The 19,268-nt window shown below is 62.1% G+C and carries 4 protein-coding genes; 1 reads left to right on the forward strand and 3 read right to left on the reverse strand.

Features of this window, described 5'->3' with window-relative positions:
* The first annotated feature begins 2 nt into the window (after positions 1–2).
* Positions 3–4,778, forward strand: coding sequence for a non-ribosomal peptide synthetase (locus tag LQG66_RS29340; RefSeq protein ID WP_231319325.1), 4,776 nt, complete (start codon positions 3–5; stop codon positions 4,776–4,778).
* Here LQG66_RS29340 and LQG66_RS29345 read toward each other — a convergent pair.
* The 3 genes from LQG66_RS29345 to LQG66_RS29355 form a co-directional block, all read right to left on the reverse strand.
* Positions 4,710–5,711 carry a C45 family autoproteolytic acyltransferase/hydrolase gene (locus LQG66_RS29345; protein WP_231319326.1) on the reverse strand — a complete coding sequence of 334 codons (1,002 nt, stop codon included), beginning with the start codon at positions 5,709–5,711 and terminating at the stop codon, positions 4,710–4,712. The genes LQG66_RS29340 and LQG66_RS29345 overlap by 69 nt on opposite strands.
* 82 nt (positions 5,712–5,793) lie before the next feature.
* Positions 5,794–5,994, reverse strand: a complete 201-nt coding sequence (locus LQG66_RS29350) for an MbtH family protein (protein ID WP_231319327.1) — start codon at positions 5,992–5,994, stop codon at positions 5,794–5,796.
* The gene (locus tag LQG66_RS29355; protein WP_345778920.1) at positions 5,991–19,265 is read right to left on the reverse strand and encodes an amino acid adenylation domain-containing protein; all 13,275 of its coding nucleotides are present in this window, start codon (positions 19,263–19,265) and stop codon (positions 5,991–5,993) included. Before LQG66_RS29355 ends, LQG66_RS29350 begins: the two co-directional genes overlap by 4 nt.
* Positions 19,266–19,268: the final 3 nt, after the last annotated feature.

Here is a 19,268-nt window from a genome sequence, read left to right on the forward strand (position 1 = left end):
CGATGGGCCACGACGTGAACGGCCTCGGAAAAACCGGACAGTTGACAGGTGCGAAACGAGAGTTGCTCGATGCGCGCATTAGGGGCGTTCGGGCACCGAAGTCTGATGCGAGCTTCGTGATCCGACCGCGACGCGGGGATGCGGAGCCTGCACCACTTTCGTTTGCCCAGGAGCGCTTGTGGGCCTTCGAACAAATCGGCCTGCTCGGGCCGGCCTACAACTTGCCCGAGTTTTATCGGATCGACGGTCCGCTGGACTATCCAGCGCTTGATTTAGCCTATCAGTACGTCGTGCGCCGGCATGCGATACTCCGAACCAGATTTGTCTCCTCAGGCGGCGAACCCCGGCAGGTTGTCGATCAGACGGTGGCATTCCGCTGTTCGTTCGAGGATCTGACGTCCCTATCCGGGCAGGATCGCAAGGTGGAGGCCGAACGGCTGAGCCGGATGACGGTAAGCCAACCCTTCGATCTCACCGTCGCGCCGTTGCTTCGCGTGCTCGTCCTCAGGCTGTCGGAGAGCGAGCACAGGCTCGTCGTGGTGCTGCACCACATCGTGGCCGATGGCTGGTCGATGGAGCTTCTCGCCCAGGAAGTCAAACAGTCGTATGCGGCGCTTCGCGAGGGCAAACCTAGCGCGGTTCCGGAGCTGCCGATTCAGTACGCTGATTTCGCAATCTGGCAGCGTGCTTGGCTTCAGGGCAAAGCCTTGGAACGCCACTTGACGTATTGGCTCGACAAATTGCGGGGGGCGTCCGGTGTGCCCACAATTCCCACCGACAAGCCGCGCCCGGCGATACAGACCTTCAATGGTGGTACGGCGTCGATCGTTCTGAAGAAGGAGGTCGTCCAAAGCCTGACGGACATTTCCACCCGAGAGGGGGCCACGCTCTTCATGGTGGTGCTTGCTGCCTTCAAGATCCTGCTGAGCCGCTGGAGCGGGGAGGAGGATATCATCGTTGGTACCCCGATTTGGGGGCGGTCGCAGCAGGAGACCGAACGGATGATCGGCCTGTTTGTGAACATGATGCCGCTTCGCACCAGCCTTGCGGGAGAGCCGACCTTTCTCGAATTTCTTCAGAGGGTCAAGGAGACGGCAATTGGCGCGTATGCTCATCAGGAGATCCCCTACGAGCGGCTCCTGGAGGAGTTGCGGCCGAGCCGGACCTTGAGCCACTCTCCGTTGTTTCAGTGCGTCCTCAATATGCTCAATTTCGCTTCGGGCGGAACCGACGATGCCAAGCTCAAACTCAAGGTGCTCGAGCCAACCGATCCCATCTCTCGTTTCGACCTGACGCTCTATGTCCTGGCGTCGAATAGCGGGCTTGCGCTCAGCGCTGTCTACAATACCGATCTCTTCCGACCGGAGCGCATCTCGGAATTTCTGGCTCAATTCTCTTTGCTCATATCGCAGATCGTTCAGGATCCAGCGCAGAACATCATCTCATTTTCATTGAGAACGCCTGCCGGGCAAAAAAGTCTGCCGGATCCGGCGCGGCCGCTCGGCTACGGCTGGCGTGGCGCCGTTCACGAGCTGTTTGTGCAGCAAGCGGCGCGCACGCCCGATCGCACGGCGCTTGCGACCGTCTCGGATACATACACTTATGGCGATCTTGATCGGCTTTCCGATCGCGTCGCCGAAATCCTCGTCAGGAGTGGCTTACGGAAGGGAGACGTTGCCGCCATCTATGCCCACCGTGGCCCTGAACTCGTCTACGCCATTCTGGGTGTCCTGAAAGCGGGCGCAGCATTCACCCTTCTGGATCCAGGTTATCCGACGAACGGCCTGATCGATCGAGTCAATATCGCCAGACCTCGGGCGTGGATAGAGATCGCGGAAGCTGGTGTTCCGCCGGATGCCCTCGTTGAGGCGGCTATACGCGCTGCGAACGGCTGCAAACTGCGTCTTCGCCGCAGAGAGATCGAGCTGGCATCGGACGCGATGATCGGACCGCTGCAAAATGGCGGTCGACCTGCCGTCGGGCCGGACGACTTGGCCGTTGTCACATTTACCTCCGGATCCGCAGGAAGACCAAAGGGGGTCGCGGGGCGGCACGGACCGCTGTCCTACTTTTTGCCGTGGCTGGAACAGGCATTTGAATTCCAGCAAAGCGATCGATTCAGCATGGTATCGGGTCTTTCCCATGATCCCCTGCAGCGAGACATCTTCACTCCACTCTGCCTGGGAGCAATGATCTGCATTCCCGATCCGGAGCAGATCATTCGCCCAGGATACATGGCTACGTGGATGAGAGAAGCTGGTGTGACGGTTGCGCAACTGACGCCGGGGCTTGGGCAGGCCCTCAGCTATCGTGGATCGCCTGATGCTGAAATGGCCGAGAGCACTACAATTGCGTCGCTTCGATATGCCTTCTTTGTGGGCGACGTACTGACCTTACGGGACGTCGCGGCCATCAGCTCGATTGCGCCCTCGGCGACTTGCGTCAATCTCTACGGAGCCACGGAAACGCAGCGCGCGCTTTCGTATTTCGTCGTTCCTGACGAAGGTCTGGAGGAGTTGGGAAGCGAGACGGGGCATGCCAAGCAAGTTGTCCCGCTCGGGCGCGGTATCGGCGACGTACAACTGATACTGCAGAACCGGCGTGGCGTCCTTGCCGGCGTCGGCGAGCTCGCTGAAATATGCGTGCGGAGTCATCAACTGGCACGAGGCTATATCGACGACGACGTTGCGACCGAACAGCGCTTCTTCAGCAATCCGTTTTCCAAAGTTGCCGGAGATCGTTTCTACAGGACTGGCGATCTGGGACGGTATTTGCCCGACGGAAACGTCGAATTCGCAGGACGGATCGATCATCAGATGAAGATCCGTGGCTATCGGATCGAGCCTGGAGAGATCGAGCCGGTGCTGCTGAGGGTTTCGGGAGCGCGTGACGCCGTTGTCGTCGCGCGCGAAAACGATGCGAACGAAAAAGTCCTCGTCGCCTACTTGGTGCCCGCGAATGTTACAGACCCGCCTAGGCCGGGTGACCTTCGCGCTCGGCTGCGCGAGTATCTGCCTGACTATATGGTTCCTTCGGTGTTCGTGATGATCGATGCCATGCCATTGACCCCGAACGGAAAGGTCGATCGTCGTGGGCTTCCCCGTCCCGAGCTGCGACCGTCGCCTTCCAGTCGTCATCTCATGCCGCGCACCGAGAGCGAGCGGTCGCTGCTATCGATCTGGCGTAAAGTGCTCGGACGTTCCGATCTGGGAATCGAGGATAACTTTTTCGAGCTGGGAGGTCACTCGCTCCGTGCCGCGAGGGTGGCTGCATGGGTGAGGCAGGAGCTGAAAGTCGATCTGCCGCTTCGAACCTTGTTCGCGGCGCCTACAATAGTTGAACTTGCTGCGTGGATCGACGTCGCGCGTCGCGCCGACGGACAGCCGAACTTCGCATTCGTTCGGCAGCCTCGTCCGGCCGAAATTCCGACCTCGGTCGTGCAAGAGAGCTGGCTCAGGCTCCACCGTGTCGGGAAGCCTGGAGCAGCGTTTAATATTGCCTACTTCGTCGGGCTTACGGGCAAGCTCGATCCGGCCAGACTTGAAAGAAGCTTTGATGCAGTCGTGCAGCGGCACGAAAGCTTGCGAACGCGTTTTGGATGGAACGACAACACGCCGTTTCAGATCATCGATCCACGAGGCCGATTCGGGATCGAGATCATTGACGTCTCATCACGATCGCCGGAACATCGCAAGGTTGCAGCTCGCCAGGTTGCGGCGCAATTGCGCAACGAGGCCTTGGATCTCGAGAAAGGACCGTTGATCAAGGTCACGCTGCTGCGGCTTGCGCCCGAGGAGCATCATCTCCTGATGCTTGTGCATCATATCGTTTGTGATGGCTGGTCGGTGCATATCCTGCTGCGCGAGGCTCGTGCATTCTACGCTGCATTTGGCGAGGAGCGGCCGCCGAGCCTGTCCGAGCCGCAGCTTCAATATGCCGATTTCGTCCTGTGGCAGCGCACTCGGGAGTACCGTGAGGCGCTGGCGCCCGAGATAGCATATTGGACAGAGCGGATGGCCGGCGCGCCGCTCCTGAATCTGCCCTTGGCCAGATCGAGGCCGGACCAGCCAAGTTACAGCGGAGCAACCCGCTCTTTTTCGCTGCCGCCCGAGTTGAAGGTCGCGATGCAAGAACTTGCGGATGGCGAGGGCGTTACGCCGTTTGTGGTACTGTTCGGGGTCTTCACGATTGCTCTGATGCGTTGGAGCGGAGAGACCGACGTCGTCGTCGGCACTCCCGTCGCAGGCAGGCGACAACCCAACATGGAGGAGTTGATCGGGTTGTTCATCAACTATCTGCCGTTGCGCGTCGACTTGTCGAATGATCCAAGCTTCCGCGAAGTGCTCAGGCGGGTGAAAGTTGAAGTCCTTGCAGCGCTCGATCACCCCAATGCATCGATCGCGGACATTCAGGCCGGGTTGTCGAACCGGGGGTACCAACGCGAGACACCATTCTTCAGGATCGCCTTTGCGATGCAGAATGTACCGGTCGACGGAGCGGCTTTCGCCGGATTGCAGACGTACCCGATTGTCGTTCCGGTCAGAACGGCCAGGCGTGATCTGACGCTCTTCGTTTACGAGACGGCGGATGCCTTCTACGGTATCGCCGAATATGCGACGGATATCTTCGAGCCGGCCACGATCGACTCGCTCCTTCAGGATTTTGTCACGTCACTGAAGGTGCTGACGGAGAATCCCGGTTTCACGGTTTCATCGGCGAGTCGGACCGCCCAGACGCGGCATGCCGAAGAAGTGAGTGTAGGATCCCTGTTGAAATGAATCGAATCTCTGTGTCCAGCGCTTCGCGGGCCAGAGGAAGTCCACGGATCCTTGGGTCGGGCGATAGACCGCAGTGTATACGGTTGCGACGCCGCGGGGCTTGTCTTGCACATAGAGAGGCTCACGCAGAAACGCGTTGATCAAACTGTCCTCGGACCGAACATCGCCTGCGAGTAGTCTGCGCAGGCATTCGTGGCGCTCGACGGTCCGGTTCTGCTCGGCCATTGCCCTCCAGACGACGTCTTCCTGATGATTGGCGCACGCGGGCATCGACGTTACGGCCGGTTGACGGTCGGCGCCGACGAACACCGTGGCGAGATCGCCGGACTTGTCGACCAGGAGGACGTTTTGGGCGATGTGCACTGGTACGCGGACGAGCACGGCTATTGCGTCTCTGGTCGACCGGCAGGTTTCGAGGATGTAGCGCGCAACGAGGGGCATGGCGAACCCCCGGCCGTGCGCCTTCCGTCCTCCGAATGCAATGCAGACGACGAGGCCGTCATCGTTCATGCCGTCCACGCACCCCCAATAGGCCTCCCGCATCGAGATGACGCGGCGGCCGAACCATCGGCTTGCCTCTATGCAATGGGCAGAGGTGTCGATTTCGAAATCGTAGTTGCGGATGAGCACCGGGCCGTCGGGGCCGCGCCAAATCGCCTGGCTGCAGGCGGGCAGGATCGGCGGCAGATTGTAGGTACTCAACGCCCGGTGCGCGACATCATCTGACCCACACAGGCTGCATAGACGGTCGTATATCTCTACGAACTCGGGCATATGGGCGACGAGCGCCGCTCGGCCCTCGGCCGCGGTCGATCGGGCGTCGAGACCTTCGCCGAGATACCATTTTCGTGTCGCGGGCCAATGCTTCCTGAAATAGCGTTGCCACGACTTTCCAGGGACATCCTCCAAAACGGCGTAGAAGGTCTTCTGCATGATTTCGCACGCTTGCGACGGCCGATCAGCAGTCGGCCGTCGGGCCCTAGAGGGTGAAGGAGTGAGCGCCTCGAGGCTGTCCTCAATGCGCGCTTTGATCCATCACGCGACGCAACGACAGTGGCCTCATGTCGGTCCAGACCTCTTCGATATAGGCCAGGCACTCCTCGCGCGAACCGCTCTTTCCCACCGCGGTCCAGCCCGCAGGCAACTCGCGATCTGACGTCCAGATCGAATACTGTTCTTCGTGGTTTACAACGACTAGATAGGTCTGTTCGCTCATTGGGGGCTCCCGCCATAGGATGTGCTGGTGGTGTCTGCGCCGGGCGAGGCGCGTTGACGCCTCCGCCGACGCGCGACGATCGGCGCAGTTGCTTGGGCGTGTGTCTCCTCGGCTCCGAGATAATCGGCCAATCGGGAAATGCTGGGGTGGCTGAAAACGCTCCGCAAGGGGACGGGGCGTTCGAGCATCTGCTCCAACCTAAGCTGGACCAGAGCCAATTGAACTGAGGAGCCGCCAAGCTCGAAGAACGAGGCTTCGCGATCGAGGCCATGTTCGAGCTTGAGAACGTCCTGCCAGACTCTGGCGATGGCGTTTTCCAGCTCGCCGGCGGGTGGGGTCGTAGGCCTTGCCGGGCTTGCTGGCAGCCGCTGATCATGGAGAGGGAGACGGGGATCGGCGGGGATGAGGATAGACCTGAGACGAGGATGTCGCTCATCCAAGCCGACGCAGACGTCGGTTTCATCTCCCAATGCGTCCAAGATCGCCAGTGCGGCATCTGCGGGAATGTCCAGCAAGCCGTTGGCTCGCCGGGCTTCAGCCGTGGTCGTTTGGCTCAGGCCGAGCCCCGACCAGGCGCTCCAACGGATGGTCTGCGCCCGGAAACCGCGGAGCCGCAGGTGCTCGACCAAAGCGTCAAGCCCCGAATTGGCGGCGGCATAAGCGCCCGCAAGAGCTCCACCCAGCAGACCTGTCGTGGATGAGAATACGATGAAACGGACTTCGGGGCGCTCGTCGAAAAGGCGACCAAGATTGTTTCCGCCAGCAAGGCGGGTCTCGATGGCTTGCCACAATGAATGCGGAGTCAACTCGTCGATTGACGTCAGTTCGAGGTCACCCGCGAGGTGGAAGACGCCCGCGATGTGTTCTCCGGTCTCGTCCTCGACCCTCTTCACCGCGGTCCGCAACGTATCGAGATCATTGACGTCAGCCTTGATCTCTCCGTTCGATGGCCGCGCTTTTCGACTTAACGGATGCAAGACACCCCGATGCTTGGAGCGCAGGTGGTTGGACAGCATCGTTCCGACGGAACCAGTCCCTCCGGCGACGATCCAGCGACCGCTGTAATCCGGCAGCAAGTCCGTGACGACGTTGGCTTCCAATCTGGGAACGAGGCGGACCGATCCACGCAGGCAGACTTCCGGCTCGGTTGCGGGGGCCGCGAGCTCCGAGATGATGATTTGGTGATCCGTTGTGGAGCGGGACAGGCTCATGTCGATGCTGCGAACCGTCAATCCCGGCTTTTCCAATGGAATGGTTCGGGCCAATCCCAACATCGTTGCATGTGGCCAGGCGACTTGTTGATCGAAGGGCGTGACGCGAAGACCTCGGCTGACGAGCACGATCTCCGTGCTGGCATCGCCCGGCAGGCTCTGGGCGATCGCCAGCAGCGCGAACAGTCCGACGTCCTGCATTTCGCGCAAAGCCGAGGATGTCGGGACGAGCGCCGTCGGCGGATCGACGGTGGCCAGGTGCATGATCGTATCGGCCGGAGCTTCGAGTGCCGCCCAGAGCAGGGCATGATCGTCGCGAGACGAGGGGCGCACGACGAAGTCGTCGAGGCCACGCCGGTCGAAGGCCGATCCGTAGCTGACCAGCGTACATCGTGAGCCTGCGCGTCGGAGGCAATCTGCGATCGTTTCGGCAATACCCGATCGATCGCCGAAGACGACCGCGTGCCGTGGCGGAGGACGCACGAATTCTTGTCGCGAGCGACGCCACACCACGCGGTGGACGGGCGCCGCCGGAATCGATCGGTCCTCTTTCTGCAGATCCCGGGTCAAGCCGCGGCGCAACGCGACACGCTGGATCTTTCCGCTGGTGGTCCGCGGAAATTGCGTGTCCGAGAGCGGGATGACACGGGCAGGTACGACACCGATCCGCCGCGAGAGCGCAACTGTGATGCCTCGGGCCGTCCTGCCGATGTCGACGGCAGGCTGAGGGACGAAGAATATGACGAGGGCCTCCGTGTCCGCACCTTCCGGCCTGAAGCCGACGGCTGCGGTCTTCCTGTCCAGAACACCTCCGGCATCCGCAGCAATTTCCTCGAGCTCCTGACAACTGTAGTTGACTCCATTGATAATCAGGACCTCCTTGTCACGGCCGGTGACGTAGAGTTGCCCGTCGGCGACGAAGCCAAGATCGCCGGAGTCAAACCAGCCGTCGCCTTGGAACGCCGCGGCATTTGCCGCCGCGTTGTCCAGGTAGCCGGGCGTAATCACAGGCCCTTGGAATTGCAGCCGACCGATCTGCCCCTCGCGTGCCGTCAAGCCAGCCGCATCCGCAATGCGGAGCGCCACGCCGGCGACGGGAGCACCGAGGCTGACGAATCCAGTCGTGTCAGGTGCGGGGTGGTCGGAGAATTCCGTGCTGTCCGTTCCCATGGAGGACCTGCGCGCCCAGCGGACGGACCTGACCGGATCGAAATCGAGCTCGTAGGTGATGCAGGTGCACGTCTCCGCCATTCCAAACGCGGGCTGAAGAGCACTGGCAGGAAGGCCGAACTTCGCGGCTTGCGTTGCCAACTCGCGCATCGTCGCTGATGTCACCAGCTCGCCGGCATTCATCCATCGACGCAGTGATGACAAATCCCAATGCCGCTGCGGTGCGGACTTGAGGGCATCAAGCAGCAGGCGGAATCCAAAATTTGGCGACCACGTGTCCGTGACACGGTACTGATCAAGCATGTCCAGCCAGATCAGCGGGTTGGCGAGAACTGCAGCGGTGTCGAGCTGAATGCCGTCCCGGCCGAGAACGACGTCGGTCAGGTGATAAGTCAGAATTGGTACGACGTGGTCGAGCGGGAGCCAGTTGAGCGAAACGCCGCCGCAATCGCGCCGAGCACCGGCGCTGGCGAGAGCCTGGTGTACGATGCCTTGATGCGTGATCGGAATGACTTTGGACGTCCCCGTGCTACCCGAGCTCAGCTGGAAGAAGGCGACCTGATCATCGTATGGTTGCTCTGCTTCGGGCGCGCCGTCTGCTTCGGATCGATCGATCTCGAAAATCTGCGCGCCCGGAAGGATCCCCCGTTGGCGCAGGCCGCGGAGCCCATCCGCCGTCGTTGCGCTGCATAGGATGGGGGCGTGCCCAAGTTGGTGCCAGGCATCGACAAGTTTCTGGACGATCGCCTGGTCCGGCTCGTACACCGGGGGGATTGCCACCGTTAAGGGGCGCATGGCTCCCAGCAGCAATCCCCAGAACACAGGCAGATGCTGTCGCGGTCTATCAAATTGCAGGATGGCCGAAGACCCCGGCTGCGCTCCCAGGCGCCGGAGTGCGGCGAGAGCGCCGCGCGCCTCGGTCAGGAGCTGCGGGTAGGTGAGGCGCTCCGCGACACCGCTACGGGTGATGAAAAGGGTGCCGTTGTCGGGTCTGAGAGCGGCGGCGCGACGCAACGCATCGGGGAGATGTCGCGGCCGGTCGGGAGGAGGAATGAAGGCCGGTCCTTCCACCAAGGCAAGGCGCGAGGGGCGTAGTTCTGGCGTGACCCGGTTGGTCGGCGACGGCAACGAGGCAGGTCGTACGACGCTCTGCTCGAGAGCTTCAACGTCGACGGCACCATCGGCATGGCGCGGCATGCAGCTGACGAAAAACAACTCGGGCGCAAGCGCGCGGAGTTCTGGATGCTTGTCGTAGGGCTCGCCGGGGCGGAGGCGAATATAGGCTCTTGCTTGACCATTGTCTCGGGACACCACGTGCCAATCAGCCACGGCCGAATGAGAGGCGAGCGCCTTCGGCAGCGGCTCGTCGCTCGGAGCTGGCCAGTGCGGCATGGCGGCAGGACTTGAAGTCTGCGCCTCTGCAAGTCGCTCCATCATGCTTGCGAGGTCTTTCATGATCGAATCCGCTCGCTCGACCAGCGAGGTTTCTAGGTGCAGGATCAGTCCATCACTTTCGTCCAATACCGAAAGCATAAGGCTGCACCTGGCGACGCCGAGCTCTACGGGAAGGTATGATGCCGAGAGCGTCGGGAAGAACTTGCCCGCCCGTGTTCCATCGTGCATGACGAAGATGGCGTCCAGCAGCTCCGGCTTCTTGTCGTCTCGCGCGACCCTCCAGGCATCTGCGATGCGCGACAGCGGCAGCCAACCCCAGTCATGCGCATCGAGCACGGAATCTCGCACCTGCTGCAGGAGTGCACGGGCGTCCGTTGCCAATGTCAGGTCGAGCCTGAGGGGGACCGTGTTGGAGAAGAAGCCAACCACACCGTCCCATTTTGGATCGCGGCGCATCGTGACCGGAAGGCCGATGATGAGTTCGTCCTTTCCGGATAAGCTTCGCAGCAACAACGCGAAGGCGCCGAGGACGGCATGAAACAGGGTCGCGTCCGTCGCAAGGGCAACACGGCGAATCTGGTCCCGAAGCGCCGGTGGCAGCACCCGCTTCAAAGTGATTCCGGCGAAGTCTCCGTGTCCGGCAGGTGCCTGCAATCGCAGCGTCGGCTGCAATCCGGCGAGGCGATCCTGCCAGCGATGGAATGCCCTTCTTTCCCCCGGCGTTCCAAGCCAGGACTGCTCCCACGCCGCAAATTCGATAGGGCCGATAGAGGGGGGCGGTGGAACGGGCTTGCCACTGTACAGCTTGCCAAGCTCGCAGAGCAGCACGTTCAGCGACCACGCATCGACGATGATATGGTGGACTGATATTGCAAGCAGGGAATTGCCGTTTGGCAGCGAAGCGAGCATCGCACGAAGCAGCGGTGGTTGGGCCAGGTCGAACGGCCGGCACAACATGACGCGAATCCCGTTGATGGCATCGCTTTCGGCCGTGGCCCCGTCAAGCCAGGCTTCTTCCAGGGCAATCTCCACACCGGATTGGACAACTTGGCGCGGTTCTCCCTCAACCTGCCGGAAGCTCGTCCGCAGCGCCGGGTGCCGCTGCACAAGTTCACGCAGAGCGGCCCGGAGGCGGTCACGCTGCGGCGTTTGGCCAAGCCGCATGACATAGCTGACATTGTATACGGGGCTTGCGGGCGCAAGCCGACCGAACAGCCAGATCTGCTGCTGCGCGTGGGACAGCGGCCCTTCTTCGGCGGGCTCAGTCGGGAGCGGAGCAGGGAGCATCGGAACGCCCTGCCAGCGACGTCCCTTGCGCGCGATGGCCTCGATGCCTGAAACTGTCGGATTGCTCAGAAAGTCGCGCAACGACAGCTTTGCACCGCATATGCTGCCGAGCCTTGCGATCAGCGATACCGCATGAAGCGAGTTTCCGCCATCTTCGAAGAATGTCGATCCTGGCAGCGGTGGGCGACCAACCAGATCGGTCCACAATGCGATAATGACACCGGTCAAAGCGCCGCCGTCTTCGTCACGCGCCACCGTCTGTTGTGCGGGCACAAGGTGCGCCATGACAGCTCGATCGAGCTTGCCGTTCGGCAAACGCGGCAGCTCGTCGAGAACGATGCAGGCCGCTGGCACGGAAAAGCGGGGAAGATGTTGGGCGGTCCAGTCAACGAGAGCGACCGGATCGGGATGCCGGCTGGCGCCGGCCACGAACGCGATCAGTTTCTTGTCGCCTGAATCGGTCGCGCTCACGATGGCAGCCGCGTCGGCCACATCTGGATGTCGTGCAAGCACACGTTCGACTTCACCCAACTCGATACGGAAGCCGCGGAGCTTCACCTGGTGATCGACGCGTCCCAGCAGTTCAATTCGTCCGTTCTCGAGGAATCTGGCCCTGTCGCCGGTCCGATACAGCCTTTCGCCGCCCTCGAAAGGATGAGGAACGAAGCGGTCAGCAGTTGCCCCCGGCGCGCCGATATAGCCGCGAGCGAGTCCGCGTCCGCCGAGATACAGCTCTCCGATGATCCCGATCGGCAGCAATTGCAGATGTTGATCGAGTACATAGGCCGTCATTCCGCCCAGCGGCCGACCGACCGACGGCGGCTCGCCAGCTCGTCTTTCGATGAAGGTGGCGTAGGTCGTGGCCTCGGTAGGGCCATAGAGGTCAACGACTCGCCTGGCGTGGGAGCCTCTCAACAGGCGCTCGACGAGGTCTTGCGATAGTGGTTCACCTGCAAGGCAGATCGTCCGGACCCGCGGTGGAGCCGGTCCCAACCGGAGCGATGCCTCCATTCCGGATGGGATCGTGTTGATCATGGTCAGGCGATCCCTGGCGGGAAGATCGTTGAGGCTCAGGATGTCCCGGACCACGACCACCTCGCCGCCCGTGCTGAGCGGGAGGAATATCTCAAAAATTGTGAGATCGAATGCGATCGAAGTGCACCATGGAACGATGGCTCGTTCTTCCGGTTCGAACGCGCCGATCGCCCAGTTCAGGAAGTTGACGGCGCTGTCGTGCGCGATGCCAACGACTTTTGGCTTTCCCGTTGAGCCCGACGTGGACATTGCATAGGCGAGGGATAGAGAAGAGCAGATTGCGACATCGACGGGGTCGACGCGCATGGGCGGCGGAGCAATGCGCCGATCCGCAAATAGCAATGGATACCACTTCGGCTCAGCTATGACGAGCGAGACGGCCGCCGTGTCGGCCAGGGCTTGAAGCCGCAACGCCGGATAGTCCGGATCGAGCGGCAGCCACGCCGCACCGGCCATCATGATTCCAATCATCGCAGCGACCGTGTCGGACCGTCGCGGCAGGCAGAGCCCTATCATCTGGTCTGCACCGACATGGTGCTCGCGGAGGACGGCGGCGTAGGTACTTGCGCGCTCGACGAGCTCTCGATACGTCCGGCTTCCGTCGGCGTCGGTCAGCGCGATGGCCCCGGGCGTTGCACTGGCCTGTCGAAGCACCAGCTCATGCAGTGTCGCGAGATCGGAATCGGGCGCGGGAGACGAATTCCACTTAGTCAGTTGAAGGTCCCGATGCTCGGGAGACACGATCGGCAGCTCGCTTATGCCGGCCTCCGGCGCGGCGACCGCCGCGGCAAGCAGCGTGTTCCAAGCTAGCGCGAGTCTTTCGATCGTGGTGGGGTCGAGCGACGCAGACCTGTACTCGAATGCGCAATCGATGCCGTTTCCACCAGGATCCGCCAGAACCGTTAGTTCGGAGCGGGCGGTGCCGGTATCCAGCGGCTCGCAACTGGCCGACAGGTTTCCGATCTGCGTGTCGCGTGCGGGACCATTCTGGATCGCGAACAATATCGAGTAGAGCGGATCCGCGGTTCCGTCGCGTGCAGCTCCGGCGGCTTCAATCACCTGTTCGTAAGGCAGTCTCGAATGAGCGATTGCTTCCAGCACGGCTTGACGAACACGCCGCAGCAAGAACCGAAAGGACGGATTTCCTGAAAGATCGATCCGCACGACAACGGGCTGTACAAACATTCCGACGGCTTGGTCGAGCCCCGGGTCGTGTCTTAGCGCAATCGGCAAGGCGAGCACGGCTTCGTCCCGGCAGGTTATCCGTCCGATCAAAGCAGCAAAGGCCGCGAGAAGCGCCATGAAAGTGGTCGCATCCTCGCCAGTCGCAAGGGTCGTCGATCCGGCGGAGAGCTCAAACGGGATCTTGAAACGAAAGGTTCGGCCGTCGATGGAAGAGCCGCGGAGGCCGCCGCGCTCCGCCGAAAGCCGCGACGGCTCGGCACCAAGCAGCTTTGACCGCCAAAATGCGCGATCATCGGCCAGGATCTCCTCACCTGGATCCGAGGGACAGGGTGGAGCGGACGCATCGTCGAAAGCGACTGGCCGCTCGCCGTCGGTCTCGCCGGCCAGGCCGGCGAGACCGGTCAGAAGGTCGTCCACGATCAGTTTCAGCGAGGCTCCATCGATCATCATGTGATGAACAGCCAAGCCTAGAATGCGCCGTCCCGTCGGCATCAGGAATGCGGTGGCCCGGATCGGAAGATCGTTCCGCAGGTCGAAGGCGGCTCGCGCAAAGCGGTCGGCGGCTTCTGTGAGCCCGGCTTCGGCGTCGGCATCGAACTGCGACAGGTCAATCTCGGGGATTCGTATGGGAGGAGCCGCAACGACGATCTGATGGGGAGGGCTGACATCATCCACCAAGCGGCATCGAAGTGCGGCATGTCGTCGGATGGTTTCATGCAATGCCATCCGCAGGGCCTCGACCGTGACCGGCCGATCGAAGCGCAGCAGCATCGCCATATTGTAGGTCGGAGCCGCTTCATCGGCGCGATAGACGTACCAGATCTGCTGCTGGGTGAACGAGAGGGGCAATTGGGATGCGGCCGGCTGCCGCCGTTCAGTTTCGGCAGGCAGCGCCTTACCCGGTGTGCGGTTGAGATATGCGGCGATAGAACGCGGGGTCGGGTGATCGAAGGGGGTAATGACTGGAATCGATCGCCCGAGCGCGTCGCCCAGTAATTTGCAGAAGCGAACGGCGGCCAGCGAGTGGCCCCCGATGTGAAAGAAGTTGTCGTCCGAATCGACTTCGGGCAGGTGCAGTGCGCGGGCCATACAGATCGCGGCTTCGGCGACGAAAGGGCCGTCGTGGCAGTTGCTGGACGTCCCGGTTTCGGGCAGCGGCACCGGGGTTCTCATCAGCGCATTGCGGTCGAGCTTGCCGGTCGGGGTCTTCGGCAGTTCGTTGACGCTGACGTAAAAGCTCGGGAGCAGATAGGCCGGGCAGTGGCTTGCCGCATGAGACTGGATCTCGGCCAGCTCCGCACCGCTTTTCAGAACAAGCCAAGCGGTCATACGAAGCGTCTGGTCCGGCCCCGGCACGACCACAACAGCGGCTTGCGCCACCGCCGGATGCCGGGACAACAGAATCTCCACCTCGTCCGGCTCGACGCGATAGCCGCGGATCTTGACTTGCCTATCCAGTCGACCGAGGTAGCAGAGCTCGCCAGCCGCGTTGAAGCACCCGCGGTCGCCGGTCCGATACATGCGGGCGCCCGGATGCGATGAAAATGGGTCAGGGAGAAAACGATCGGCGGTCCAGCCTGGCTGTTTCGCATAGCCGATGGCGAGGCGGTCACCGCCGAGCCAGATCTCACCCGGCACACCTTGGGGCACCGGCTCCATGGCCTCGTCGAGAAGATAGACTCGGGTGCAAGGCAACGGCGTGCCGATCGTGGCCTCTGCCCCCGGCCTGCGCTGAGCTGCGGTCGCATAGGTCGTTACTTCGGTGGGCCCGTACAGGTCAAAAAGCCTCGCCCCGGGGCAAGCTTCAAGCACGCGATCGGAGAGGTCGGTTGTGAGGCGTTCACCGGCCAGCGCGATGCTGCGCAACGAGGGCAGCGTTCTGACGCGTTCAAGCACAGAGACCATCACCGAAGGCACGCCGCTGATCAGCGTTGGGCGCGTCGATTCGAGCAGCTCGGGCAAGGCGAGCAGCGATGGCGCCAGGATGACGGTGCCTCCCGTGCAAAGCGGTCCGAAAATTTCGAAGATCGAAAGATCGAAGCTGGCGGACGTGCCCGCAAAGACCCGTTGGAGGTCGGATCCGAATTGCTCGCTGGCCCAGTGCACCAGTGCGGCGGCAGCCCGGTGGGCGATGATCACGCCCTTCGGACGCCCTGTACTCCCTGAAGTGAATAGGATGTACGCCGGCGCATCGGCGGAAAGCGGCACGGGTATTGGAAGTGGACCATCACCGCCCCCATTGGCCGGTATCGCGATGGGAGCGATGCCGAGCCCGTGGCTATCCGTGCCGCCGATCATCTTCCGGATGTCGGCGTCGGCGACCATTCCGCGCAACCGTTGAGCCGGATAGTTCGGATCGAGCGGCACGTAGGCTGCACCCGTCTTGAGTACGGCGAGCATGGCAACGACCAGCCGCGCGTCGCGCTCCAGGTGGATCCCGACAGCATCTCCGACCCGTATATCCTCGATCTCGCGCAACCGATAAGCCAGCCGTCCAGCCGCTTGGTCGAGCTCACGGTAGGACATCGATACGTCGCCAGCGATCAAGGCGATTGCCGTCGGCGTTCGTCGTGCCTGTTCCTCGAACAAGCCATGGAGCGTCGCGTTCGGTGATCTCTGATGGTCGAGGCCGGCGAGCCGCCCCAGGAGATGCTGACGCTCGGTTTGACCGAGCAGCGGGATCCGGGCCAGCCGTCCGCGCGGTTGCGCGAGAAAGCCGTGCAGCAGCTCGCAATAGTGGCCAATCAGCCGTTGCATGCGCCCGCTGTCAAAGAGCTCGGCGGCATAGTGCAGAACGATCCGCAGCGAATTGCCTTCGCTGAACACATTGAAGACCATATCCTGATGAACTCGCCCCGGCGGCCGCTCCATGGGCGTCAGAATCAAGCCGTCCAGATCAAGTTCAGGTCCCGTCACGCCGACGGCGAGCGCCGCGATCGATTGCTGTGTTTCGTCCGAGACCTGATAGGCATTGAACAGCAGCTTCAGCGGCGCAGTCGTGACGCCCTCAACGGAGGACTGTCGGACTGCGTCGTCAATCGCAAAGGGTTGATGAAGCTGAGCGCCACGCAAGGCGACGTCGGACAAATGGACGACATCGTCAACAATTGCTCCGCCCGCGAGCTGCACGCGCACCGGTGTAAGTCTCGCAAGCAGCCCGATGAAATCTCGCGAGAGCGGGCTTTCGCGACCGGCGACAGGGACGCCGATCACGACGTCTTGCTCTCCAGTGTAGCGATGGCAAAGACCGACGAACACGGAGAACAGGACGGTCGCCAGGGACACGTTGCGCGCCTGCGCGAATTCGAGGGCGGCTCGGAGCGTCTGGCCGTCGATCCGGGTCTCTGTCCGGCCACCGGAAAAATTGCGCTGTGCGGGGCGACTGTGGTCGAGCGGCAGCTCGAAATCCAGTGGTGCGCGCTCGAGCATCTCGCGCCAGTAAGTTTCGCGACGAGCGTCGGAGTCAGCAAGTGCCCGCATTTCCATTTGCGCAGGAAGCCAATGCGGACCCAGCCTGGGCAGCGCGGCGTGCTCGTCGCGATAAAGTGCGGCAAGATCTCGAACCAGGATACGAAGCGACCAGAAGTCGATTGCGATATGGTGGACGCACAGCAACAGAGTGTGTTCGCCGTTGCCAACCAACAGGAAGGCACGGAAGGGAGGCGATCGCGTCAGGTCGAAGGGCTGTTCAGCAAGAGAGGTCAAGAGCGCGTTGTCGAGCGCGAGCTCAGACCGAACGACCAGCCGGGGAGGCGTCGATGAAATGGACTGACCAGGCTGATGGACGCTGTCCTGTTGCGGAAAGGTGCTCCTGAGAATGATGTGGCGATCGACCAACCTATCGAATGCGCCTCTTAGCCGCGCAACGTCGACGTCGCCACGCAGTTTAGCCGTCATGCTCAACTGGAAAGGATCGCGCGACGTCCAGAGCCTGTGGAGAAACCACATCGCGTTCTGCCCGTGTACCAGCGACGAACCGGACGGGCCGACATCGGACGGCTTCGGTGCGCCGCGATCGGCGCGCGCGATCCGCGCGCTGAGCTCGCCGACGGTCGATTGCAGAAGCTCGACCGCCGAGACGGCGATGCCATGTTCGGCTTCAAGCATGTGGGCAAGCTCGGTCCCCGCCAGCGAGTCGATGCCGAGCTCGGTCAGGCGACTTGTCTCGGAAAAGTCGGTGATCGAGAGACGACGATGAAGAAAGGCATGCAGCGGATCGCTCGCATCGTCGGATTGTGGCTCGCGCGCTGCGCCGATCTCGGACGTATAGAGCGGTGCAAGAGTTCCGAGAAGGTAGCGACGGCGGCAATCCTGTCGCATGATCTTGCCGCTCGTCGTAAAGCGAATGGTCCCTGGAGCAACCAGCATGACCACCGACAATTCGGCTTCTATGCTGGTCGCAACCGAGCTGCGTATGGCGCTGGCGATCGCCTTGCATCCGGACAAGTCGTCCGGCCGTATCTCGCAAACGACCACGAGGCGATCGGAGCTCTCACCGTCTGCTCCAAATGTGCCGAAAGCGGCTGGGGCTCGCCTGATCGCGGGATGTGCAGCTGCGGCACAGCGCTCGACGTCTTGCGGGTAGATGTTTCTGCCACTGAGGACGATGAGATCTTTGAGCCGTCCCGTGATGTAGAGGCGACCATCGGACAAAAATCCAAGATCTCCAGTTCGGAGAAAAGCCGGTCCCGCTGACCGGGAATCTGACGAGAGAGTCGCGCCAAAGACCTGTTGCGTCTCATCCGGCAGATTCCAGTAGCCTGCGGCGACACTTGGCCCGGAAATCCAGATCTCGCCGATCCGCTGCTCCGGGAGCATCCGTGCCGTCTCGGGGTCGACGATACGCAGAACGGATTGCTGGTCCGGCTTGCCACAAGGGACAAGCGCGCGTTTGCGTCTTGTCGCCATCGTAGCTGCGACGGCGGCGCCTTCCTCGAGCGCATCGGCGCAGAATTCGCGATGCTCTGCCGGCCCGTCGGCGACGAGAAGCGTGTTTTCCGCAAGACCGTAAGACGCGTGGAACGCTTTCGGATCAAATCCATGAGGCACGAATGTCTCACCGAAGCGAAGCAGCGTCTCGGGCCGTATAGGCTCGGCGGCAACATAGGCGACTTTCCAGGAGGACAGGTCCAAACCGTGTCGCATTGCCGGCGTCGTGCGCTCGACGCATTGGGCATAAGCGAAATCGGGGGCGCCGGCATGGCTGGCGCGGAACTTCGAGATGGCCTTCAACCAACGCTCCGGCCGGCGGAGAAACGTCAGCGGCGACATTGCAATAGTCTGGCCGCCATGAAGCGGTGGTTGGAGCAGCGCCTCGATCAGGCCCATATCGTGGGACGGCGGCAGCCAGGTCACTGCAATGGAGTTGCCGTCGTATCCGAAACGCTGCCGCAGTAGCGCGGAGTTGCTGAGGAGGTTCCTGTGACTGACCTTCACACCACGGGGTGTCCCGGTCGAGCCGGAGGTGTATTGCAGGAATGCGATCGCATCACCGCCGATCCAGTGCGGCGTCCAGCCATCCGCCTGCGGGTCGAGATTGGTCGGGTCGAACCGGGGCAAGTCGCGGAGATCGCCAAGATCGAGTTCGTCGGTGGCGATCAAGGCGGAGGCGCCCGCGTTGGCCGAAACGGCAGCGAGGCGTTCAACCTGCACGGGAAAGCGTGGGACCGGAAGCGGGACTGCGACAAGTCCTGCATAGACGGTGCCGAGAAAGCTTGAGAGAAAGTCTGGCCCCGCCGGGAGCACAAGAAGGACCCGCTCACCGGGCGCGAGACGTCTGCTCAACGTCCGCCCGATGGCCAGCGCCCTTCGGTGCAAGTCCCCGCAGGTGAGCACAGATGTCGGGGCGTCACCCTCAGCTATGAAGCTGAATGCCACCCTGTTCGGGCTGACGAGCGCGTGGGACTCGAAGACCTGGCCGATGCTTGAAGCCAAGGCTTCATGCGCTGGAAATATCGCGTCCGACCTCTCGCTGGCCATGGGCTGCATACT

This window comes from Bradyrhizobium ontarionense, assembly GCF_021088345.1.
In the GTDB taxonomy this organism is placed as follows: domain Bacteria; phylum Pseudomonadota; class Alphaproteobacteria; order Rhizobiales; family Xanthobacteraceae; genus Bradyrhizobium; species Bradyrhizobium ontarionense.